This is a genomic window from Paenibacillus sp. J22P165 (assembly GCF_059692015.1).
The window spans coordinates 394,286-417,053 of sequence record NZ_JCAUAP010000002.1 but is presented as its reverse complement, the minus strand read 5'-3'; the positions used below and the strand labels follow the sequence as shown (position 1 = coordinate 417,053).

26 protein-coding genes and 1 riboswitch are annotated in these 22,768 nt (G+C 45.1%); of the genes, 24 read left to right on the top strand and 2 right to left on the bottom strand.

Going from position 1 to position 22,768, the window contains the following annotated elements; translation table 11 throughout:
- From AC58QM_RS06035 to sigF, 4 genes are all read left to right on the top strand, one after another.
- Window positions 1–1,176, top strand: coding sequence for a D-alanyl-D-alanine carboxypeptidase family protein (locus AC58QM_RS06035; protein WP_497282216.1), 1,176 nt, complete (start codon window positions 1–3; stop codon window positions 1,174–1,176).
- A gap of 116 nt (window positions 1,177–1,292) precedes the next feature.
- The gene (gene spoIIAA / locus AC58QM_RS06030) at window positions 1,293–1,646 is read left to right on the top strand and encodes an anti-sigma F factor antagonist (RefSeq protein WP_310223353.1); all 354 of its coding nucleotides are present in this window, start codon (window positions 1,293–1,295) and stop codon (window positions 1,644–1,646) included.
- Window positions 1,643–2,089 carry an anti-sigma F factor gene (gene spoIIAB, locus AC58QM_RS06025; RefSeq protein ID WP_497282214.1) on the top strand — a complete coding sequence of 149 codons (447 nt, stop codon included), beginning with the start codon at window positions 1,643–1,645 and terminating at the stop codon, window positions 2,087–2,089. The genes spoIIAA and spoIIAB overlap by 4 nt, the downstream gene beginning before the upstream one ends.
- An 11-nt stretch (window positions 2,090–2,100) precedes the next feature.
- Complete coding sequence (gene sigF / locus AC58QM_RS06020; protein ID WP_028554229.1) at window positions 2,101–2,856, top strand: RNA polymerase sporulation sigma factor SigF; 756 nt, start codon at window positions 2,101–2,103, stop codon at window positions 2,854–2,856.
- A 136-nt stretch (window positions 2,857–2,992) separates the two neighbouring features.
- On the opposite strand, the gene AC58QM_RS06015 is transcribed toward sigF, so the two are convergent.
- A complete protein-coding gene (locus tag AC58QM_RS06015; RefSeq protein ID WP_310223357.1) occupies window positions 2,993–3,202 on the bottom strand; it encodes a DUF378 domain-containing protein in 210 nt (69 codons plus the stop codon).
- Window positions 3,203–3,393: 191 nt separating this feature from the next.
- Here AC58QM_RS06015 and AC58QM_RS06010 point away from each other — a divergent pair, with 191 nt between their 5' ends.
- The 15 genes from AC58QM_RS06010 to ytfJ all read left to right on the top strand — a co-directional run bounded on the left by AC58QM_RS06010 (window position 3,394) and on the right by ytfJ (window position 17,645).
- Window positions 3,394–4,026: a stage V sporulation protein AA gene (locus AC58QM_RS06010; RefSeq protein WP_310223360.1), complete on the top strand. Its 633-nt coding sequence runs from the start codon at window positions 3,394–3,396 to the stop codon at window positions 4,024–4,026.
- 5 nt (window positions 4,027–4,031) lie between these two features.
- Entirely contained in the window at window positions 4,032–4,445 is a 414-nt protein-coding gene (locus AC58QM_RS06005; protein ID WP_497282772.1) for a stage V sporulation protein AB, read from the top strand.
- A gap of 24 nt (window positions 4,446–4,469) precedes the next feature.
- Entirely contained in the window at window positions 4,470–6,101 is a 1,632-nt protein-coding gene (locus AC58QM_RS06000) for a spore germination protein (protein WP_497282211.1), read from the top strand.
- A 160-nt stretch (window positions 6,102–6,261) separates the two neighbouring features.
- On the top strand, window positions 6,262–7,593 hold the full coding sequence (lysA, locus tag AC58QM_RS05995) for a diaminopimelate decarboxylase (RefSeq protein ID WP_497282209.1): 1,332 nt from the start codon (window positions 6,262–6,264) through the stop codon (window positions 7,591–7,593).
- Between the two features lie 117 nt (window positions 7,594–7,710).
- The gene (locus tag AC58QM_RS05990; RefSeq protein WP_310223365.1) at window positions 7,711–8,142 is read left to right on the top strand and encodes a peptidylprolyl isomerase; all 432 of its coding nucleotides are present in this window, start codon (window positions 7,711–7,713) and stop codon (window positions 8,140–8,142) included.
- Between the two features lie 647 nt (window positions 8,143–8,789).
- Entirely contained in the window at window positions 8,790–9,992 is a 1,203-nt protein-coding gene (locus AC58QM_RS05985) for a hypothetical protein (protein WP_497282208.1), read from the top strand.
- A gap of 165 nt (window positions 9,993–10,157) precedes the next feature.
- Window positions 10,158–10,332, top strand: a riboswitch (FMN riboswitch).
- 229 nt (window positions 10,333–10,561) lie between these two features.
- Window positions 10,562–11,671 (top strand): bifunctional diaminohydroxyphosphoribosylaminopyrimidine deaminase/5-amino-6-(5-phosphoribosylamino)uracil reductase RibD, encoded by a 1,110-nt coding sequence (gene ribD, locus AC58QM_RS05980; RefSeq protein ID WP_497282206.1) that lies wholly within the window; start codon window positions 10,562–10,564, stop codon window positions 11,669–11,671.
- 16 nt (window positions 11,672–11,687) lie between these two features.
- The gene (gene ribE, locus AC58QM_RS05975) at window positions 11,688–12,359 is read left to right on the top strand and encodes a riboflavin synthase (RefSeq protein ID WP_497282205.1); all 672 of its coding nucleotides are present in this window, start codon (window positions 11,688–11,690) and stop codon (window positions 12,357–12,359) included.
- A 12-nt stretch (window positions 12,360–12,371) separates the two neighbouring features.
- Complete coding sequence (locus tag AC58QM_RS05970) at window positions 12,372–13,601, top strand: bifunctional 3,4-dihydroxy-2-butanone-4-phosphate synthase/GTP cyclohydrolase II (protein WP_497282203.1); 1,230 nt, start codon at window positions 12,372–12,374, stop codon at window positions 13,599–13,601.
- 75 nt (window positions 13,602–13,676) lie between these two features.
- Entirely contained in the window at window positions 13,677–14,147 is a 471-nt protein-coding gene (gene ribH / locus AC58QM_RS05965) for a 6,7-dimethyl-8-ribityllumazine synthase (protein WP_028554240.1), read from the top strand.
- Window positions 14,148–14,164: 17 nt separating this feature from the next.
- Window positions 14,165–14,788, top strand: a complete 624-nt coding sequence (locus tag AC58QM_RS05960) for a site-2 protease family protein (RefSeq protein WP_497282201.1) — start codon at window positions 14,165–14,167, stop codon at window positions 14,786–14,788.
- A 16-nt stretch (window positions 14,789–14,804) separates the two neighbouring features.
- Window positions 14,805–15,596 (top strand): segregation and condensation protein A, encoded by a 792-nt coding sequence (locus AC58QM_RS05955; RefSeq protein WP_497282199.1) that lies wholly within the window; start codon window positions 14,805–14,807, stop codon window positions 15,594–15,596.
- On the top strand, window positions 15,580–16,185 hold the full coding sequence (gene scpB / locus AC58QM_RS05950; RefSeq protein WP_310223378.1) for an SMC-Scp complex subunit ScpB: 606 nt from the start codon (window positions 15,580–15,582) through the stop codon (window positions 16,183–16,185). Before AC58QM_RS05955 ends, scpB begins: the two co-directional genes overlap by 17 nt.
- A gap of 139 nt (window positions 16,186–16,324) precedes the next feature.
- Window positions 16,325–17,029, top strand: a complete 705-nt coding sequence (locus AC58QM_RS05945; protein WP_497282197.1) for a DUF2953 domain-containing protein — start codon at window positions 16,325–16,327, stop codon at window positions 17,027–17,029.
- A gap of 130 nt (window positions 17,030–17,159) precedes the next feature.
- Complete coding sequence (gene ytfJ / locus AC58QM_RS05940; RefSeq protein ID WP_497282195.1) at window positions 17,160–17,645, top strand: GerW family sporulation protein; 486 nt, start codon at window positions 17,160–17,162, stop codon at window positions 17,643–17,645.
- A gap of 63 nt (window positions 17,646–17,708) precedes the next feature.
- On the opposite strand, the gene AC58QM_RS05935 is transcribed toward ytfJ, so the two are convergent.
- Window positions 17,709–18,320 (bottom strand): TetR/AcrR family transcriptional regulator, encoded by a 612-nt coding sequence (locus AC58QM_RS05935; RefSeq protein WP_497282193.1) that lies wholly within the window; start codon window positions 18,318–18,320, stop codon window positions 17,709–17,711.
- 187 nt (window positions 18,321–18,507) lie between these two features.
- Here AC58QM_RS05935 and AC58QM_RS05930 point away from each other — a divergent pair, with 187 nt between their 5' ends.
- The 5 genes from AC58QM_RS05930 (at window position 18,508) to AC58QM_RS05910 (ending at window position 22,723) form a co-directional block, all read left to right on the top strand.
- On the top strand, window positions 18,508–19,266 hold the full coding sequence (locus AC58QM_RS05930; RefSeq protein WP_497282191.1) for an SDR family oxidoreductase: 759 nt from the start codon (window positions 18,508–18,510) through the stop codon (window positions 19,264–19,266).
- 206 nt (window positions 19,267–19,472) lie between these two features.
- Window positions 19,473–20,666 carry a D-alanyl-D-alanine carboxypeptidase family protein gene (locus AC58QM_RS05925; RefSeq protein WP_497282189.1) on the top strand — a complete coding sequence of 398 codons (1,194 nt, stop codon included), beginning with the start codon at window positions 19,473–19,475 and terminating at the stop codon, window positions 20,664–20,666.
- A 47-nt stretch (window positions 20,667–20,713) separates the two neighbouring features.
- Entirely contained in the window at window positions 20,714–21,313 is a 600-nt protein-coding gene (locus tag AC58QM_RS05920) for a nucleoside recognition domain-containing protein (protein WP_497282187.1), read from the top strand.
- A gap of 6 nt (window positions 21,314–21,319) precedes the next feature.
- Window positions 21,320–21,853, top strand: coding sequence for a spore maturation protein (locus AC58QM_RS05915; protein WP_497282185.1), 534 nt, complete (start codon window positions 21,320–21,322; stop codon window positions 21,851–21,853).
- Between the two features lie 123 nt (window positions 21,854–21,976).
- Window positions 21,977–22,723 carry a pseudouridine synthase gene (locus AC58QM_RS05910; protein WP_310223394.1) on the top strand — a complete coding sequence of 249 codons (747 nt, stop codon included), beginning with the start codon at window positions 21,977–21,979 and terminating at the stop codon, window positions 22,721–22,723.
- Window positions 22,724–22,768 lie beyond the last annotated feature (45 nt).

The window sequence follows — 22,768 nt, the reverse complement described above, 5'->3', positions numbered from 1 at the left end:
ATGCGAAAAAAAGGGCTAATCAGTTTTATTTGTTTACAACTAGGTGTGATGCTGGTCCTGCCGGCGATTTATGCGGCGGAAACCAAGGTACAGCCAGTGGATCTAACGCCAAATGCGTTATCTGCTGTTCTGATGGATGCGGATACCGGTACGGTCATTGCCGAGAAAAATAAGGACGCGAAGCTTCCTCCGGCGAGTATTACAAAAATTATGACGATGCTGCTGATTATGGAAGCGATCGACAAAGGCACCATCAAAATGGATGAAAAAGTCAGTGTTAGTGAATATGCAGCTTCCATGGGCGGCTCACAAATTTTCTTAGAACCTGGTGAACAAATGTCTGTTCAGGAAATGCTGAAGGGTATCGCTATGGCATCTGGTAATGATGCTTCAGTAGCCATGGCTGAGAAGATTGCTGGCTCAGAAGAAAATTTTGTGGCCATGATGAATGAGCGTGCAGGGCAGCTTGGTATGAAGAATACGCATTTCTCGAACTGTAATGGACTGCCGGTTGCGAATCACTATACGACGGCTAATGATATTGCCGTTATGTCGAGAGAGCTGCTGAAGCACGAAGGGATTACGAATTTTACTGGTGCTTACCAAGATTATTTACGCAAAGATTCACCTAAGCCATTTTGGCTAGTGAATACCAATAAACTTGTGCGCTTCTATAGTGGTGCTGATGGCTTGAAAACGGGTTACACCAGCGAAGCTAAATTCTGTTTGTCTGCAACAGCGAAAAGAGACAATTTAAGGGTCGTGGCTGTCGTGTTAGGTGAACCTAATACCAAAACGCGGAACGCCGAAGTGACGAAATTGTTTGATTATGCCTTTGCCCAATATACGAATTACCCTTTATTCAGAACTGGCGATAGCTTGGGGCAGTTTACGATAAATAAAGGGCAAGTATCCACAGTTCCTTTAGTTGCGAAGCAAAACTACAGTATCTTAATGAAAAAAGGGACGGATACGGCGAATATCCGACATGAATTGCAATTAGACCCTAGCTTGAGAGCTCCTGTAAGCGAAGGTCAGCCGATTGGTAAAATTATGGTGTACAACGGAGATACTGTCTTGGCAGAGTACCCGTTAGAGTCTCCTCAAGCCGTAGATAAAGCCTCTTGGTGGAAGCTATTCAAGCGGACAACCTCGAATCTTTTTCACACTGATTAGCTATTAGACGATTATTTTGCCTACTTTTAGCGGTTTTCTTCTAGTTTTGTCGGAGGGCAGGAAATACAAGAAGCCTTGTAGAAACTAGTGTTCATGACCTGAAGGGAGTGAACATATTGGGCCTGCAAATCGAGTTTGAGCAAGGTAGAAGAGCGCTGATTGTAAGATTGAAAGGCGAGTTAGATCATCATGCAGCAGATAGTGTGAAGGCGAGGATGGAGGATGCGATTGCCAAGGAGCAGACGCACCACTTAATTCTTAGTTTGAAAGATCTCTCCTTCATGGATAGCTCAGGGCTTGGCGTCATTCTTGGTCGTTACAAGCAAATCACGAGCAAAGGCGGCAAAATGGTCGTCTGTGACGTTTCACCGGCCGTTTATCGTTTGTTCGAGCTTTCGGGTATGTTTAAGATCGTATCGATTCAAGATAACGAGCGTAACGCAATGTCCAGTTTGGAGGTTGCTTTATGAGTGAACGTAACTTTATGACGTTGCAGTTTGCCAGTCGTTCAGAGAATGAAGCCTTCGCGCGAGTAGCTGTTGCTGCATTCGTTTCACAATTAGATCCAACTTTAGATGAACTGACGGATATCAAAACGGTTGTGTCAGAAGCCGTAACGAATTCGATTATACATGGTTATAACAATAAAACGGATGGTGTCATTACCATTTCAGCTGAAATTGATGATGACATCATTCGGTTAACGATTGAAGACAAGGGTGAAGGTATTGCTGATCTTGAGCAAGCGAAGGAGCCCCTGTACACGTCGAAACCAGAACTCGAACGTTCTGGAATGGGGTTTACCATTATGGAAAATTTCATGGACGAAGTGGAAGTTGTGACGGCCGTAGGAATCGGAACGAAAATAAACATGTTGAAGCGAATTGAATCTAAAAAAGCTTTATACAATTAGGGGTAGGATCTATGGATGTTGATCTGAAGCATGCTTCTCATAGTTATTTAGACGATTCGGAAGTCAAACGGTTAATCGCCCTCAGCCAATCCGGAGATGGACTCGCTAGAGAAACACTTGTCAGCTGCAATATCCGCTTGGTGTGGTCCGTGGTTCAGCGCTTTTTGAACCGTGGGTACGAAGCCGAAGACTTGTTCCAGATCGGGTGCATTGGACTTCTTAAGTCCGTGGACAAATTCGATCTATCGTATGATGTCAAATTCTCAACTTATGCCGTACCGATGATTATCGGGGAGATCCAGCGTTTCTTGCGGGATGATGGCACATTAAAGGTAAGCCGCTCTCTCAAGGAGCTAGCGAACAAAATTCGTAAGACAAAAGATGAGCTTTCGAAACGTTTAGGCAGGTTGCCGACCATTAAAGAGGTTGCTGAGGAGCTTATGATAACGCCGGAGGAGGTTGTTTTCGCGCAAGAAGCGAATAAACCGCTTTCGTCAATTCATGAGACTGTGTTTGAGAATGATGGTGATCCCATTACGCTCATGGACCAAATATCGGATGAATCCGGGGAGAAATGGTTTGAGAAGTTAGCCTTGAACGAGGCGATCGGGACGCTTTCTGAGCGAGAACGACTCATTGTCTATCTCCGATATTTCCGTGATCAGACGCAATCTGAGGTCGCTAGCAGGCTTGGCATATCGCAAGTGCAGGTATCGCGTTTGGAGAAAAAGATTTTGCAATCGATTAAAGATCAGATTGCGCAATAACCTCCCCTACAAGGGAATGAATAAACCGTGCTCCTTAGGGAGGACGGTTTTTACGTGTATAGACAGTTAGCCGCTAATTTCCCAAGAGTTTCTCATGGGCGAAGAGCGGCTTGTACCCTGTACACCGAATTCTAATCTACCGAGCCGAATAACGGTCAACGGTATAAAATCTTACGCAGTAAATCCCGCATAAGCCTACGAGGGAATAGACGATACGACTTAACCCTGAAGATTCACGATGTGAATCCCCTCCCAGTAAGGCAGAAACTAAATCCCATTCGAAAAGCCCAACTAGAAGCCAATTCAGCGCACCAATGATGACGAGTGTTAGCGCGAATTTTGCCATGTTATCACCTTCTTTATATGGAATAAGTAATCGTATTCCCTATTTAACATGCGTTGCCAAATCGGACTTTATGCATGGAGAATTTACCAGATCTCGAATTGATTACGCGAAGGAAAGATTTTGCATACTATTTCTATACATGGACGACTGCAGCCAGAATTGTCATTGTTAAGCTCTGAGAGGGGTGAACCATGGTCCAGGCAGTTAACAAATATTTGTACATTCGACTTCGCCGCAAAGCGCGTGTACGTAAAGGTCATATCGTGAGACTGCACCATATTGCACAGCTATTTGTGGAACCTGAATATGAACAAGCCCTGAACGAATTGGTCATTCATCAACCCCAGCAAGAGGACGGGAATCGGGTGCTTATCGATATGCTTTTGATCATTCGTAAAGTGAAGAAACGTTTTCCAGAGCTGCAGGTTGAACATTTTGGTGAACCACATGTGCTGTTAGAAATATACACCGATAATAAGAAAGCAAATCCGCTTCTTATCGGAATCGTATGGTTGCTTTTATTTATTGGTTCAGGACTGGCTATTATGAATTTCCATGCAGATGTTTCGATGCTAGACGTTCATCAGCGTATTTATGAGTTGATGACGGGTAAAAAGGTGGAACATCCGCTTATTTTGCAAATCCCCTATTCGATTGGTATCGGAGTAGGGATGGTTCTCTTCTTTAATCACTTGTTTAAGAAGAAATTTAATGAAGAGCCGAGTCCACTCGAAGTTGAAATGTTTATGTATCAAGAAAACATTAATCATTATGTGATAACAGAAGAATATTCAAAAATCCATGATGAAGGTGAATCGAAGTGATTAGGCTGCTTGGGGAGGCTTTCCTTGCTGCTTTTATCGGGTTAGCTGGAGGAATTACGGTTGGCAGTGGAATGGTTGCCTTCTTAGTTGTGCTGGATATCATTCCTAGATTGGCACAAATCACTCGGTCCTTTAACAAAATCCGCGCTTATGAAGCAGCAGTTGTTCTTGGTTCATTAGGGTTTACTTGGGTGGATTTCAGTGACTTGCATATGCACTTATTTCCTATGGGAGCTGCGCTGTTTGGCTTATTTGCAGGCTGTTTCGTAGGCTTACTTGCCGCAGCACTGACTGAAATCGTCAATGTTCTGCCGATATTGGCCAAACGAGTAGGGATGGATTCCTACCGAATCATGTTACTAATGGCTATGATTCTCGGTAAAGTAGTTGGCTCCTTATTTGAATGGATATTTTATTAACGGGCGGAGGAAGGTGGCACACCAATGAAATTTATTGTCAAAAATGGTCCATCTAGTGAAGAAGGAAACGCAGAAGAATCTCAGGAAGAAATGAAGCGGGATCATCATGATGAACCACTCGCCGTTGATGCCGAAGGGAATCTATCTGCTTATAATCCGATTACGAATATGACGCCAGAAGAAAAACAATTGAAGATTGAAGAAGATATTCCGAAGAATCTTCATGATGTGCAGCGTGTCTTGGAAGAGCGGGTCGGATTGAATCGAAGCTTTGATCTTGTGATGAGAGAGATGGTATTTGGCTCTAAACGCGTTGGCATCTTTTACTGCAACGGATTCGCCAAAGATACGGTATTGACGGACATTATCACTCGTCTGACCTATGCAGATAGTGAGGCAGTGGCCCATCATACCTTGGAAACTTTCATCGAAAAACTGATTCCACATATTCAAGTAAAGCATTATACGAAAATGTCTGAGATCGTGGGACAAGTGTTAATGGGTGGGACCGCCTTCTTTATCGAGGGAGTAACGACGGCCATCGCCGTTGATGCCAAAACCTTTCCTATCCGATCTATTGCTGAACCTGATTTAGAACGTGTTGTCAGAGGTTCGCGTGATGGTTTTGTAGAAACCCTTTTAACAAATGTAACCTTGGTTAGACGCCGCATTCGCGATGAGCGTTTTAAATTAGAAATTATGCAAATCGGAAAGCGAACCAAGACAGATGTCTGCATTGGATATATAAATGATATTGCGGATGCGAACCTCGTCCAAACGATTAAAGATAAAATGAAACAAGTAGAGATTGATGGACTACCATTAGGTGAGAAACAATTAGAGGAAATGATCGTAAATAAGGGCTGGAATCCATATCCCATGGTGCGCTATTCAGAGCGGCCAGACGTAGTTTCTGCGCATCTATTAGAAGGTCATGTCTGTGTGTTTGTGGATACTTCACCCAGCGTCATGATCTTACCGACGACCTTTTTCCATCATGTCCAGCATGCAGAGGAATATCGAAATACGCCTTTTATTGGTACCTACTTAAGGTGGGTTCGGTTTGCTGGGATTATGATGTCCATCTTCTTGCTCCCACTTTGGTATCTGATGGTGATGGAGCCTTCCTTAAAGCCAGCGGGCTTAGAATTCCTTGGACCACAGAAGGAAGGGACCTTACCGCTCCTCCTGCAATTTTTGATTGCGGATATTGGGATTGACCTCATGCGAATGGCCGCGGTACACACCCCGTCACCGCTTGCAACCGCGATGGGCTTGGTGGCGGCAATCCTTGTTGGAGACATTGCGGTAAAGACAGGACTCTTCATCAATGAAGTCATCCTCTATCTAGCTCTCGCTTCCATCGGGATGTTTGCTACCCCAAGCTATGAATTAGGGTTAGCCAATCGAATCGTGAGGCTAGGCTTATTAATAACGGTGTCTATTTTTGGAGTTCCCGGCTTTGTGATTGGCTCCACCTTATGGCTCATCCTATTGGCTGCGAAGAAGTCTTATGACGCTCCTTATATGTGGCCATTTATCCCATTTAATGCCAAGAGCTTTTTCTCAATCTTACTGCGTCGTCCCGTACTCGCTAGCAAGACAAGACTTAGCATTACCAAGCCAATTGATGGTACCCGTCAACCAAAATCATAGCGCGTAGAAAGGGCTGGAATGTTCCAGCCCTTTTTTGTTTGTTCTAGGCACATGTATTGTCAAATACGCGTGCACTATGGTACTTTTATTAGTATGTATGCGACCTCTTTAGCGGAATTTGGCATAGGGAAGGTTCAAGTAGAGAGGGGAAAATATAGCTATGTATTTACATGGTACCAGTAAAATAAATGACCAAGGCCACCTCGAAATTGGCGGTGTCGATACGACGAAGTTGGTTGCCGAATATGGCACGCCTCTCTATGTATTTGATGAGTCACTTGTACGTCAGCGCTGTCGTGAGTTCGTTGAAGCTTTCAGTGCTTCTGGACTGAAGTTTCAAGTAGCCTATGCGAGTAAAGCGTTTTGCGTAATGGCTATGTGCCGTATCGTAGAAGAAGAAGGAATGTCGTTGGACGTTGTATCCGATGGCGAGCTATATACAGCGCTTCAAGCGGGGTTCCCTGCTGAACGTATTCACTTCCACGGTAATAACAAAACAATTTCGGAAATGGAAATGGCGATTGATGCCAAAATTGGCTGTTTCGTTGTGGATAACTTTATCGAGCTGCAAATGTTAAATGCGATCGCAGCAGAGAAACGCCAAAAAGTGAAAATTTTATTGCGGATTACGCCAGGTGTCGAGGCGCATACGCATGAATATATTTCAACGGGTCAAACAGATTCCAAATTCGGTTTCGATTTGGGGAACGGCTCCGCATTCCGCGCAATTGAAGAGGTTGCACAGCTTTCAAATCTAGACCTATTGGGTATTCATTCGCATATTGGTTCGCAAATTTTCGAAGTCGAAGGTTTCCGTATTGCGGCTGAGAAGATGGCTGAATTCGCCATTCATGTGCGCGCAGAATTAGACGTCACGTTCAAGGTAATTAACCTTGGCGGTGGCTTTGGTATTCGTTATGTTAGCGAAGATACACCGCTTCCAGTGGCTGTATACGTCAAAGCGATTACAGATGCTATCAAAACGAACTTCGGCAGCAACGGTTACCCGCTTCCTGAGATTTGGGTTGAGCCGGGCCGCAGCATCGTTGGTGATGCAGGTACGACGCTTTACACGGTCGGTACAACAAAGGATATCCCTGGGGTACGCAAGTATGTCGCCGTGGATGGCGGAATGACTGACAATCCGCGTCCTGCGCTTTACGATGCTGTTTATGAAGCGGGACTTGCTAATCGTGCGACTGAGCAGCCAGTTGAGGTTGTTTCAATTGCCGGCAAATGCTGTGAAAGTGGCGACATGTTGATCTGGGATGTGAATCTGCCGAAGGTTGCGGCTGGTGATATTCTAGCGGTGTCAAGTACAGGAGCTTACAATTACTCAATGGCTAGTAATTATAATCGTATTCGCAGACCAGGTGTTGTTTTCGTCAAAGACGGCCAAAGTGACCTTGTCGTGAAACGTGAATCCTTTGATCAAATCGTGGGCAATGACGTGATTCCAGCGAGAATGAAACAAGTAAGCAAAACGATCTAATTGCATTATACGACGAGTAGGAGGCCCCTTCGTTAAGAAGGGTTCCTTCTGCTGTTTGTGTAATGCTCTCATTCATAGTAGAATAAGATATTATTTCCTAAAGGAGTGAACCACACAATGGCAAAACAAGCAAAGATCCAACTAGCAGGTGGCGGAGAGGTTATCATCGATCTTTTTGAGAAAGATGCACCGAACACTGTCGCTAACTTTGAAAAACTAGCAAACTCTGGTTTCTACAACGGACTTGTCTTTCACCGCGTTATTCCAGGATTCGTAGCACAAGGTGGTTGCCCAACTGGAACAGGTACTGGTGGCCCTGGTTACCAAATCAACTGTGAAATCAACCCAAACAAACATGAGCGTGGCTCCCTAGCTATGGCACATGCGGGTCGCAACACAGGCGGAAGCCAATTCTACATCGCTTACCAACCGCAACCACATTTGGATGGCGGACACACAGTGTTCGGTAAAGTATCCAAAGGTATGGAGCTTGTTGATGCTTTCAAAGGCAAAGACAAAATGGAAAAAGTAGAAGTAGTAGAAGTATAATAACAAGCAAACAAAACTGCTCGGACTTCGGTCTGGGCAGTTTTTTGTATTGGGACTATAGGCAAATAGATGGGGTTCTGCAGAGAGAGGGCTATGGTTGATAGATGGATTTTCTGTAGAGAGAGCCTTACGTGAATAGATGGATTTTCTGTAGTTAATTCATTGGGTTTTACGATAAAAGGCCAAATTAATGGATTTCATGCTGTTATTTTTAGCTATTTTTACAGAAAAGAGCGTTTTGAGAAGAAATAACTGTACTTTTTCCGTTTAAATGGAATATTGATAGAATTCATCAGGAATAGCTGTATATTTTACAGTTAAGTGGTATCCCTGAACCCTGAACCCCAAAAACTTAGCTACTCTGTAAACCAACACATCAGGAGAGCGTAAACGCCTCAACAACGCAGCACCACAGCCACTCAACTACGCGATTGCCTAGCAGTTCAACTCCTAGCGCACTTTCAACTAATCAACTCAATACATCACTAGCTCAACTCCCCCCGTCATCAGGCACGCCAGTAACAAGGACCCTATCCCAGTAATTTTCCAACGCATATACACCTAGTCCAACTCCTCTGATTTCGAAATACCGACTCAACCAGAACCTACTCCCTTATGGATACGTCAAACTTAAAAAGGGAATACGTATGAAAGGTGATGTCGATTTGAACCATTATTGGCTAAGGTATGTAGGAGCAGGTATAGGGATCGTTATGCTCTGTTTATTATCTTGGACAGGAAGAGAGCGGACAACGTTCACTGTTCAAAGCCCGCAACATATGTCTATACTCACCGAGGTAGACGAAACTAAAGAATCCTCAGTAACGGTGAGGCGACCTATGATTGAGCAGCTTCGATTAGAGCTTAGTCAAACACATGAACCTATTCGTGATATGAAGGAATGGCTTGAAACTCGAGTATCATCCTACGATTCCAAGAAAGAGCCGTTAGAAGTCATCCAAAAGGATTTAGATCAAGATGACCTTTCGAATGAATGGGTTACTGTGCTGGTGGAGGAAATAACAAATGAGCAAACAGGTGCGATCCAGGAAAGAAAAGCATACGGGGTTGTTATTGATTTTAAGGAAAATCAGTTCACCCTCCAAAGTTTGAATTTTTCATCTGAGAATAATGGCAGAGCGAAGGTCATGACTATTGAGGACCTTACAGGTGATAGCAAACCTGAGGTAGTTTGGTTGTCAATACATAGCGGAGCGCACACCACTTTTTCCGAATATATGGTGTCTTCGTGGGTAGCCGGAAAACTTGAAACTTACGAGGGAACAGCACTGATAGCTAGTGTATCCAAGGCGGAAGTTCGAGATAGGAGAATTCAGCTATCGGGTGGGCTAATTGCTTCAGTTGGAGCGGGACCCTGGCAGCAGGAATTCACGGAGTCGTATGCCATTGTTGAAGATAAGCTCAAACGGACTGAGCGTGTCTATGCGCAATCACCTTCACCGTATCACCGATTGATAAGTGGCATGTGGGCTGAGTCCCACGGATACCAAGAGCAAGCGATACGTGATTATTCGGAAGCCGCCGAGATGAAAGCTATGTCGTATCAAGATTATGCTTTTATTTTTGAAGGTGAATGGGTACAAGGTGGGAAAAATACCGTGAAGGAAGCCGAGTTCGATCGTACGATCAAACGCTTCGCACTGCTACGGAAAGATTTTTTAACGGAAGTGTCCAGAGGTGTTGCCCCTCAAAATGCTTGTTTAGCGGCCAAAAATAAAACTGGCTTCGACATGACCTGGTTGACGTACCTGAATGCACCCGCAGGCTATGCGAATCCTCATTGGGAAGATGGAACAATTTGCTCAGATATTGCCTTGTTAGAACCGTGAATTCATTGTTAAATCAACAATAATGAATTCCAAATCCATGAATTCCGACAAGTTTTATCAGAAAAAATGAAAAAAGGCCTTGCAATTTTCATGCGTGAGTGATAAATTTTTGTTTAATAAAGAAAATAAGTAGCTAAGGTTAGTTACTACTTCTTTTATAGTATGCAAAACCTTCGGGGCGTGGTGAAATTCCACACCGGCGGTGATTCGCACACATGTAGATGGTTGCGATCAGTCCGTGACCCGTTGTGAAGCTAGCGGTATCTGACAACAGCTTCGCTACGGTTGACCTGGTGTAACTCCGGGACCGACAGTATAGTCTGGATGGGAGAAGGAAAATGCGAATGCCAATTCGCTAGCATGCTTGTTCATTTTTTCACATTAACAAAAATTCGGCAGGTCTGTCTGAAAAGACTTCCTCGTCGGTATTGTTTGATTTGATCAAAAATGCAACAGGCGTATTAGCTGGTGTTTATTCGTGTTATCTAAACAATCTCTGGCCCCCATCCGAAAGCGGAAGGGGCTTTTTTGCATTAGATTCAAATGGCGTAAGAAGGCGGTGAACATCCATGCAGCTATTGAACGACGAAGCCTATATGAGACTTGCGTTACAGATGGCAGAGAGCGCACTCGGTCAAACCGGGATTAATCCTGTTGTAGGCTGTGTGCTTGTTAAAGAGGGCCGCATTGTTGGCATGGGTGCACATCTCCAACGTGGACATGGCCATGCCGAGGTGCTGGCGTTGCGAATGGCAGGTGAGGAAGCTAAAGGCAGCACAGCTTATGTGACACTTGAGCCATGCAGTCATTACGGTAAAACACCGCCATGCAGTGACCGCCTCATCGAGGCTGGCGTATCTCGGGTCGTTGTCGCGGTCACAGATCCGAATCCATTAGTTGCCGGCACAGGCATAGCCAAACTGCGTGGACATGGTTTGGAAGTCAGCGTAGGCTTGCTTGGTGAAGATTCCGCGAAGTTGAACGAAGTGTTCAACAAATTCATTGTCACACGCATGCCATTCGTGACGATGAAGACGGCGAGCACACTGGACGGCCGCATCGCGTCCAAGACCGGCGACAGCAAGTGGATTACATCCGAAGCGTCGCGTGCTTTCGTTCATACCCTGCGCCACCGGCATCAGGGTATCCTCGTCGGCGTCCAGACGATCATCGCCGACGACCCGCAGCTGAGCACGCGAGGCGACGTACCGGCTGTGCAGCCGGTACGCATCATCGCGGACTCGCAGCTGCGAGTCCCGCTCGGCGCCCGCGTGCTCACCGAGCAGGATCGTCAGCCGACGATCCTGCTCGCAAGCGCACAGGCGCCCGCGGAGCGGCGTGCCGCGCTTGAAGCGCGCGGCATCACGATCCTCACCTGCGGGGACGGCCCGCAGGTGGATCTGACGCTCGCCATGCAGCAGCTGGGCGAGCGCGAGATCGGCTCCATCCTCCTCGAGGGTGGAGGCCGATTGAATGGCGCCATGCTGGAGCGGCGCCTGATTGATAAGCTGGTACTGATGTTTGCGCCGAAAATTATCGGCGGTGGCGGGGCAGCACCTGTAAACATCCACTTCGACGGCTACGCGAAGATGGATGACGCTATTACGCTCGACCGACTGCGAGTCGAGCAATTCGGACCGGACATTTGCATGACCGGTTATCCGATGTATAAGAGCTAGAGAATGGAGGAGTGGCATGTTTACCGGCATTGTTGAAGAAATCGGCCACATGCGCCGCATTCATAGTGGTGGGCAAGCGATGGTACTAACCATTGGCGCCAAAAAAATATTAGAAGATGTTCATCTAGGAGACAGTATTGCGGTTAATGGCGTGTGTCTTACAGTTATCTCCTATGATAGTGATTCTTTTTCCGTTGATGTCATGCCTGAGACATATCGGAAGACGAATCTTCGCAAGCTACAATCGGGCGCGCGTGTGAATTTGGAGCGAGCGATGGCTGCGAATGGTCGATTTGGCGGACACATCGTACAGGGGCATGTAGATGCAACAGCAACCATTGTTTCTCGAACTCCGGAAGAGAATGCTGTCGTGTATCGATTCGAGCCGGAGAATCCACATATTTTCCGGTATATGATTCCGGGTGGTTCGATCACGATTGATGGCATTAGTTTAACGATTGTAGATGTCACAGAACATGATGTATCTGTTTCGATTATCCCGCACACCCTTGCGCAAACCGTTCTACATGACAAAAAAGCTGGAGACACAGTCAACATTGAATGTGATGTACTCGGCAAATATATGGAACGACTGCTTAAATTTGGTCCTGCGGAATCTTCTGTTCGCGGGGAGTCTAAGAAAAGCACACTGACTGCAAGCTTTCTAGCAGATAATGGCTTTATGTAAGGAGAGGTGTATATGACACAACCTATTAGGTTTAACACGATTGAAGAAGCCCTTACAGATTTGAAATTAGGGAAAGTAGTTATTGTTGTGGATGATGAGGATCGGGAAAACGAAGGCGATTTTATTGCCCTCGCAGATAAAACGACCCCAGAAGTGATCAACTTCATGATCAAAGAAGGACGTGGACTTGTCTGCACACCGATTACTGAAGATAGAGCTAGGGAGCTTGATTTGCCGCCGATGGTAGCGCGTAACACGGATTATCATGGTACAGCTTTTACGGTCTCGGTTGATCATACAGATACAAGCACGGGAATTTCGGCCCATGAGCGTTCTAGAACGATTCAAGGTTTGATTGATCCAACGACGAAACCGCAGGATTTCCGTCGACCAGGTCACATTTTTCCTTTGATCGCCAAAAAAGGCGGTGTTCTCCGTAGAGCGGGTCACACAGAGGCAGCGATTGATCTTGCGATTCTTTGTGATTCCTACCCAGCGGGTGTGATTTGTGAAGTCATTAAAGAAGATGGCACGATGGCTCGCGTTCCTGATCTCATGGAAATTGCCGCGAAGCATGAATTGAGTATCATTACGATTCAAGACTTGATTCAATATCGGAATCACCAGGAAAATTTAGTGAAACGTGAAGTCGAAGTAGATTTGCCTACCGATTTTGGTACATTTAAAGCGATCGCTTATACGAATCAATTGGATGACAAAGAACATGTAGCTCTTGTTAAAGGGACGATTGACCCGACCAAGCCTACTTTGGTACGTGTCCATTCCGAATGTTTGACAGGCGATGTGTTCCACTCTCACCGTTGTGATTGCGGTCCACAGCTAGAAGCTGCGTTAAAACAGATTGATGAAGAGGGCAATGGTGTATTATTATATATGCGTCAGGAAGGTCGCGGCATCGGTTTAATCAATAAATTAAAAGCCTATGTCCTTCAAGAGCAGGGATTAGACACGGTAGAAGCGAATATTAAGCTTGGATTTGCTCCTGATCTTCGTGATTATGGCATTGGTGCTCAAATCTTAAAAGATCTTGGTATTACGAAGCTTCGCCTATTAACGAATAATCCGCGCAAAATCAAGGGCTTGGAAGGCTATGGCCTCGAAGTGGATGAGCGTGTTCCGATTCAGATGGAAAGCAAGAAGGATAACCTGAGTTATTTGCAAACGAAACAACAGAAGTTAGGCCACATGCTGAATTTCAACGATGTCGGCAAAGGCATTTAATTTTAGTTACTAGTTGATCACATAGATCACATCACAAACCACTAATACGCTTTAACAGAAAAGGAGATTCTTATCATGGCTACAATTTATGAGGGACATTTAATTTCGCAAAACTTAAAATATGGGATTGTTGTAGGTCGTTTCAACGAATTCATTACTTCCAAGCTGCTTGGCGGCGCACAAGATGCGCTTAAACGTCATGGTGTGGATGAGAATGAGATTGACATCGCTTGGGTTCCTGGCGCATTTGAACTTCCTCTTATCGCTCAAAAGATGGCGGAAAGCGGTAAGTACGACGCAGTGATTACCCTTGGTGCTGTTATTCGTGGTTCAACGCCGCATTTTGATTATGTGTGCAGCGAAGTAGCAAAAGGTGTTTCTGCGATTAACTTGAAAACTGGCGTGCCTACGATCTTCGGTGTATTAACAACCGATTCCATTGAGCAAGCTGTTGAACGTGCAGGAACGAAAGCAGGCAACAAAGGCTGGGAAGCTGCCGTAACTGCAATTGAAATGGCGAATTTGACGAAGCAATTCACTTCGTAATGCTGGCTTATTACCATTTGGAAACATTGTTGCCTCGGCTGTTTGCCTTCCTAATTGCCATGACCCTGCATGATACAGCTCATGCGGGTATTGCTTGGTGGTTAGGGGATCGAACAGCCCGAGACAGCAAAAGATTATCGCTAAACCCCTTGGCACATTTAGATGTCTTGGGGCTAGCGATGATTATATTCGGACCCTATGGATGGTCGAAGAAAATGCCGGTTGATTCTAACCATTTTCGTAAGCACAAAAGGCTCTCACATACCCTAGTTTACCTAGCGGGACCTGTGACGAATCTCGTTCTTGTGCTGTTTTTTTGGTGGTTATATTTTTATTTACCATCTCTTCTCGGCTCTTCAGCTGAATCGATGGTCATTGAACAATGGCGCGTGTATTTACAATATTGTGTGATTGTTAATTTAATGATTGGACTCATACATATGCTGCCGCTCTACCCACTGGATGGCTGGTACATTTGGAGAGGCTTCGTTTCTCCTCCGAAACAGCGCTGGATGGCAAGACAAGAATTAAAAGCACTTATTCTTGTAATCGTTTTAATGGTTACCCCAATTGGTCAATTAGCGCTCAGTCGCATTTATCCATATGCTGTACAAGTAATCATGCATCTTTATTCACTATGACAAGGGGAAGAACGACATGAAAGTTACGTATAAGTTAGAAGCATTTGAAGGTCCCCTTGATCTATTGCTACATCTGATTGATAAAAATGAACTCGACATTTACAATATTCCGATCAAAGAAATTACAGATCAATACCTTGGGTATGTACAAGCGATGCAGGAGCTAGAGTTAGATATTACAAGTGAGTTTCTAGTTATGGCAGCCACGCTGCTCTCCATCAAAAGCAAAATGCTGTTACCTAAGCCGCCTGTCATTGAATTTGACGAATATTTTGATGATATGGATGACTCCTTAGACCCGCGCGCAGAACTTGTTGCCAAGCTGATTGAATATCGGAAATATAAATCGATTGCGGATATGCTTCGTGACAAAGAGGTAGAGCGCAGCCTCGTATACACACGTGAACCTGAGGATTTAACGTCTTATTTGCCGGACCTTCAAGAGAATCCGGTGGAAGGGTTAGATGTTGCTGATTTACTAATTGCCTTTCAACGAACATTGCGGAAACTTGCAAATCGTAACGTCGTAGCGCGAATTAGGCGCGATGAGATCTCGGTAAAGGATCGTATTCGTGAGGTTGTTGATTTGCTTAAAATAAAAGGTGGTAAGTTATTATTCTCTAAGCTATTCGATTATGAGATGACGCGGGAAGAAATCGTCGTCACTTTTCTAGCCATTCTTGAGTTGATGAAAATGAAGAAAATTACATGCTACCAGAACCAGCTTTTTGAAGATATCGTCATTCAAGCCAAAGAGGAGGGATCCGATCTTGACACTCAACTTCCAACAGATGAAATCGATTATTGAAGGACTTCTCTTCGCTTCTGGCGATGAAGGTCTAGATCTCAAGCAACTTGCTGAAGTGATGGAGCTTGATGCTTATGTGATTAAAGATTTGCTGAAAGATATGCGAACGGATTTCAAACGAAAAGGGCGCGGCGTCCAAATCGTAGAGGTTGCGGGAGCATACCAACTGACTACATTGGCGGAGCACGCTCCTTATTTTGAGCGACTGGCTTATACACCGTCTCGTTCTTCGCTCTCTCAGGCTGCCTTAGAGACATTGTCCATCGTTGCGTATAAACAGCCTATCACGCGCGTTGAGATCGAAGAGATCCGCGGCGTTAAGTGTGATCGTGCACTCGCGACCTTAACGGGTAAAGATTTAATTACGGAGGTTGGACGAGCTGACGCCGTGGGAAGACCTATCTTATATGGGACATCCAAACAATTCTTAGAATATTTCGGTCTTAACTCGATTCAAGAATTACCAGACTCAGCGAACTTCCAAGGTAATTTTGACTTGGAGGAAGAAACACGCATGCTATTCGATCGTTTAGGCGGAGACCAGAAGCAATTAACACTGGACGATGTGAGTGACGACCATTCGGAATAGATCGTGAACGTGAACTAAAGCTTATCCAAACATGCATTTCATTTCCTCTTAGAGGTCATACTAACTCCACCTGCGAGAAGTTCTTTTCCTGCAGGTGGAGTTTTTAACATGCCGGTTTATTTTGACTGAGGAGGCGTAAGTGTTGCTGTGGGTAGGATTGGCCGTCTTGGTTGTTTTGATTGCCAGTATCGTTGTACTGTGCAGTTTTATGCGCGGTGAGTTTTATTTCTCCCGAGTAAAAGATAACGATACGCTTTCCGTAGAGATGCGGGGGCTGTTTGGACTCGTGCGATATCGGTATGTGATCCCTATCATTCAATTCAAAGGTTTCACTCAAGGGATTTTAATTAAGTCAGAAACTGTAACGAAGCATGATGCCAAGTTAAAAGATGAAACGAGAGAGCATATTACCAAAGATAAAGTCATTACCTTTTACAAGGAAACCAAAGATGTCCTTGTACATACGTTGAATTTATATGGCTGGATGAAGCAAACGTTGGCCAAAGTGGAGTGTACGGAGCTGAAATGGATCACACGGGTAGGAGTAGGCGATGCGCCAGAAACGGCGATTACGACAGGTGCTGTATGGGGGATTAAGTCGTCGCTGCTTGGCTTCACAATTCGATATGTGAAGCTGATTGCGAAGCCGCGTGTGGATGTCATTCCACAGTATAACGAGAAGCAATTTGCCACGGAGTTTCGGTTTGCTGGTCGCATCCGTGTATGGTTTGCCGTTATAGCAGGCATACGGTTATTGTATCGAGCAGCTAAGGTCAAAGGGGGCATTCGGAGCTGGATCCAGTTCGCGCTGAAGGCCAGAGCTAGATTTAAACCTGCATCCTGAGTTGAGTTGTACATAACCCCATGCCACTAGGGGCACTCTAGAACTGAACCATATTTGTTCTTTTGAGTTCTTGTGCTTGAGCTTTCGATGCCAGCATGTATGGCGAAAAACGCTAAGGAGGAATATGAAGATGTCCGAACACCCGATTCAAGGCCTCATGAAAGTCGCCATGGAAAATATAAAAGAAATGGTCGACGTAAACACAATTGTCGGTGATCCGGTCGAAACGCCAGATGGAAGTGTCATTATGCCGATCTCCAAAGTAGGATTTGGTTTCGCGGCAGGTGGCAGTGAGTTTGTGACTGACTCTGAAATCGAAATCGAAAGTGGGTCAATGAACCGCGGAGATGCACTTAATGCCAAAGTTGCGTTGCCCTTCGGAGGCGGTAGCGGTGGCGGGGTATCCATAACACCTATTGCTTTCCTAGTCGTGGGTAAGAATGGTGTTAAGGTCGTGCCGCTAGATAACCAAACGCATATTCTGGAGCGACTCATCGATTCTGCACCGCAGGTTGTGGACAAGATTCAAAGTATGATTAAAGGGATGTCAGCGAAACCGGCGGCAGCCGCTTCAACGAATGTCACCAACGTCGAGAATCAGAATTTTATTGTGTAGCATCTGGTCATCATGAGCTGTCCTTTGTGGACAGCTTTTTTCTTTATGATTCCTGTCATAGCATTAATCAATTGCACCTTTCACTGCCGTCTTGGCAGACGTTGGGCGCCAATTTACCAATCGGATAAGTTGATCCTGCATATATGCGGGTGAATATTTAAAATCACTTTCGACCCAGTGGAAAATTAGACCGAGCAGCGCATGTATCGCATAAATACTAAGCAGCTCTTGATCAATAGCGCTATCTTGTTCGGAATAGATAAGTTCTTCTTGCGTGATTTTTTTCAAGGCAGTAAACATCTTCTCTTTTAATTTAGGAAGAACATCACTTTTAGTTAAGACGGTATAAATGGCAGCGTTTTGATAAAAGTGTTCAAATATTTTGACTGAGGTGGCCGTCAATTCATTGATGCGGAACACTTCTACATGTTCATAGGGGGCGCGGAAGGATTGAAGTAATTGCAAGGTCAAATTGTCAATGACTTCATCAAGCAGTTCTTCTTTGCTTTCGTAATTGGCATAAAAAGTGCCTCGATTATAGTTGGCACATTCTACAATTTCAGTAATCGAAATGGTGGAGAACGGTTTTTGAGCCATTAGCGAAAGCAGTGCTTCCCTTAAAGCTAGTTTGCTTCTTACGACGCGGCGATCCGTTTTTTTAGTGTTTTCCGACATTTCGGCTCATTCCTTTTTGACGATAGTGAACACATCAAAGCATTTTGTACAGTAGCTAACAAAAGCATGTTTTTTACTGATTGTATCAAACTTGAACCTCTATTATACTCCAATTGTAAGAAGTTCTATAGGCACATTTCAATGTTCAATTCGCACCGAAAATACGGTTCATTTGGAGGAATTATATATGAAGCTTACAGGAAAAGTGGCTATTGTTACAGGTGCAGCGTCTGGTATGGGGAAAGCAATCGCAGAGTTGTTTGCGACGGAAGGTGCGCAAGTTGTCGTTTCGGATCTTCGGGTAGAAGCGGCTCAAACCGTTGTAGCGGGAATTGCAGAAAAAGGTGGTTCTGCCATTGCGGTTGCCGCCAATGTTGCGAAAGAAGAGGACGTACAAGCTTTAATAGATACGGCTGTGAAGGAATACGGCACGGTAGATATTTTAATAAATAATGCTGGAATCATGGATAATTTTGTTCCCGCTGGGGACTTAACGGACGAGCTGTGGGAGCGTGTATTCGCAATCAACACGACGGGTGTCATGAGAACAACACGTAAAGTCCTTCCTATTTTTACAGAAAGAAAAAGTGGTGTCATTGTGAATATTGCCTCTGCTGGAGGATTGAATGGCTCTAGAGCGGGTGCAGCCTATACGGCTTCCAAACATGCGGTCGTTGGCTTTACGAAAAACGTTGGGTTTCAATATGCCAATCTAGGAATCCGCTGCAATGCGATTGCACCTGGTGGTGTAAGCACGAACATTGGGACAACCATTACCGCGCCAAATCCGTTCGGGATGGAAAGAGCGATGGTTGGCATGGGCTTAAATCCACGGGCTGGTGAGCCTGAGGAAATCGCAAAGGTAGCCTTATTCTTGGCTTCTGACGACGCTAGCTTTGTGAATGGTACAGTTGTTACGGCAGATGCGGGTTGGACAGCTTACTAATCTATACAACATTGAATATGGAAGTTTAGCCTGTTGATTATTCAACAGGTTTTTTGTTGTTTTAGCTCATCTGTCCCTTCCCTTGGGATAGCATCGAATTCTCGGACATATCCCTCGTCCAACCGCATATACTTGTACAAAGTTTTATCTGTCGATTCGAACTAGCATGTGTACAAGTTCGCTCGTGTGGGAGGATAACCAAAACGATGAAAACCAAACACCAGTTCTTCTTCATTTGCTGTGCCTTGATTGGAATATTAGTCGCGCCATGGTCTTATGTAGACGCCGCGCCGCCAAGCATTCATACCAATGCTGTTGGTGCTTCGCTCGTTGATGTGGAGTCAGGTCGGGTCCTTTATAGTGAAAAAGGGGACACGCCTATGCGAATAGCCAGCTTGACCAAAATTATGACCGCGATCATTGCCATTGAGCAAGGTGATCTGGGGAGTATGGTCAAAGTCAGCAAGAACGCTTTTGGGAAAGAAGGGTCTTCAATTTATTTGAAGCTTGGGGAAGAAATGCGACTTCATGACATGCTCTATGGACTCATGATGCGTTCGGGCAATGATGCGGCTACTGCAATTGCAGAGCATATCGGTGGAAGTGTCGATGGCTTTGTCTATTTGATGAATGAAAAAGCGCAAATGCTGGGGATGGATCATTCCCATTTCACGAATCCATCAGGGCTGGACGAAGGTGAGGGTCATCGCTCAAGTCCGAACGATATGGCGAAGTTGACAGCTTATGCACTTAAAAATAGTGTTTTCGCAGACATTGTGTCTACGAAGTTGAAGAAAGTACCTAATCCGAACGAAACATGGGATTACTCCTGGTTGAACAAGAATAAGATGCTCTCCATGTTCGAAGGAGCCGACGGTGTAAAAACGGGTTATACGAAGCTGGCAAAGCGTTGCTTAGTATCTTCAGCTACTAGAGACGGGCAGCAGCTTGTCGTTGTTACTTTGAATGATGGGGATGACTGGGCAGACCACGCGAGATTGCTTCAGTACGGCTTTGCGAATTTCCCGCTGCAGACGTTAGTGAAGAAAGGGGATGCGATCGAAGGAACCCCTTGGGTGGCAAGCCGAACCTTTAAATATCCACTTGCAGAAGGTGAATATGCTAGCCTATCCCACAAAGTGACTTCGGTGGATCCGATGACAACAGAGTATCGTCTAGCGGAGCGCGGCTCTTTACAGATCTTATTAAAGAACAAGTTGATCCAAACGATTCCGATCTATGATAAGACGAATCCGTTGTTAGCCGTACCGGAGAAAGCGACGTTTTCGTTTCAACCTAGCCTTCCTTATAAAGAAACAATACTAACAAAGTATGGGTATATCTGCCGAATGCTTGTACAAGGACTGTTTAATCTATCTGGCTCCCAATGGGCGGATTGATCGGTGGCAAGTATAGGGCAAAAGTCGCGTTGTAAGGAGGCTAAGCTATGGTGAATTGGATTTGGTTGTTTTTTATCGTCGTTGGTTTCCTCGTCGCGGCGATTAATGGAGATATCGAATTGGTTACGCAAGCGGCTTTTGATGGGGCAAAGAATGGGGTAACGGTCTGTTTCGGATTAATTAGTGTATTGGTATTCTGGATGGGCATGATGCGAATTGCCGAGGATGCGGGTATTTTACAAAAGCTAGCTAGACTGCTTCAACCTGCAGTACGTTTCTTATTCCCAAGCGTTCCTAAGAATCACCCTGCAATTGGCTATATTATGTCGAACATGAGTGCGAATATCCTAGGTTTAGGCAACGCAGCTACACCGATGGGTATTAAAGCGATGCAGGAGCTGCAGAAGCTCAATCCTAACAAGGAAGAAGCTAGTACGGCAATGGCTACACTGCTTGCACTAAATACGTCGAGTATCACGCTAATTCCAACAACACTTATTGCGATTCGTATGAATTTCAATTCCATGAATCCAGCAGAAATCGTAGGCACTACACTCATTGCGACTATCATCTCAACAACAGCGGCCATTTTCGTAGATCGATGGTATCGTAGATCGCGCTCACCTATCCCTCCGCTGAAAGGATGAACCGGCATGTACGCACTCGTTTCGCTCATTTCGGCATGGGCAATCCCAATCATGATAGTATTCATTCCCTTATACGCCGCATATCGCAAAGTACCTGTCTATGAATCATTTGTAGAGGGAGCTAAGGACGGCTTCGACACGGCGATCAAAATCATTCCGCACTTAGTGGGGATGATGGTGGCGATCTCTGTGTTTCGCGCTTCTGGTGCAATGGACATGATGATCGGCTGGATGCGGCCTTTCTTCGAAAGTATCGGCGTGCCTACGGAAGTGCTGCCTTTAGCTATTTTGCGACCGATCACGGGAGCGGGTTCGTTGGCTTTTACCACTGATTTGATTGAACAATTTGGACCGGATTCGATGATTGGACGTATTGCATCAACGGTGCAAGGGAGCACAGATACGACGTTATATGTGATTACTGTCTATTTTGGCGCAATTGGCATCCGCAAGGCCGGATATGCGCTTAAAGTTGGATTAATTTCCGATGCGGTGGGCTTCATTGCATCCCTTATTATTTGTTATTTGGTATTTTCTTAAAAAGATGTGTGTCTACGATGCCGCTCAAAGTCAACATTCTGTCACCTTCTGTCAGTTAATGTGGGTTGCCGCTTGAGATTTGCTGTTAAGTCCGTTATCATTAGCTTGAGGTGAAAGCGGATAATGGAAAGACTGCAAAAAGTATTAGCCGAAGCTGGGATTGCATCCCGCCGGAAATGTGAAGAGATCATTACAGCGGGACGCGTGCAAGTGAACGGTGAAGTCGTCACGACGCTGGGTGTGAAAGTGAATACAGAAGAAGATGAAATTAGGGTCGATGGACGTGCGATAGGTCAACAGAAGAAGATCTATGTCATTTTAAATAAGCCCAAAGGTGTCATCACGAGTGCAACAGATCCAGAAGGACGAAAAGTCGTTACTGATTTCTTGCCAGGGATCAGAGAGCGTGTATATCCGGTCGGACGATTGGATTATGATACGGAAGGCTTACTCATCCTAACGAATGACGGAGAGTTTGCTCATTTATTGACACATCCTAAGCATCATGTACCGAAGACCTATCAAGCGACTGTCAAAGGGGTGCCACACGGCACGTTATTAGATAAGCTCAAAATGGGCATACAGTTAGAAGATGGGATGACAGCTCCTGCAGAAGTTGAGTATGCGGATGTGAACATGGAGAAGAATGAGTCAGTCGTTCAGATCACAATTTATGAAGGAAGAAACCGCCAAGTTAGACGGATGTTTGAGGCGATTTCATTCCCAGTTATCAAATTAAAGCGGATTAAATTTGGTCCCATCTTCTTAACAGGTCTGCCAAGAGCGAAGTATCGTCACTTGACGCCCAAAGAGGTTGAAGAGCTTAGGAACGAAGCTCTAAGGACACATAACGTTCAAAAAGGCCAATAAGAATTGGCCTTCTTTTCGTTATAATAAGGGTATAATTCGATATTC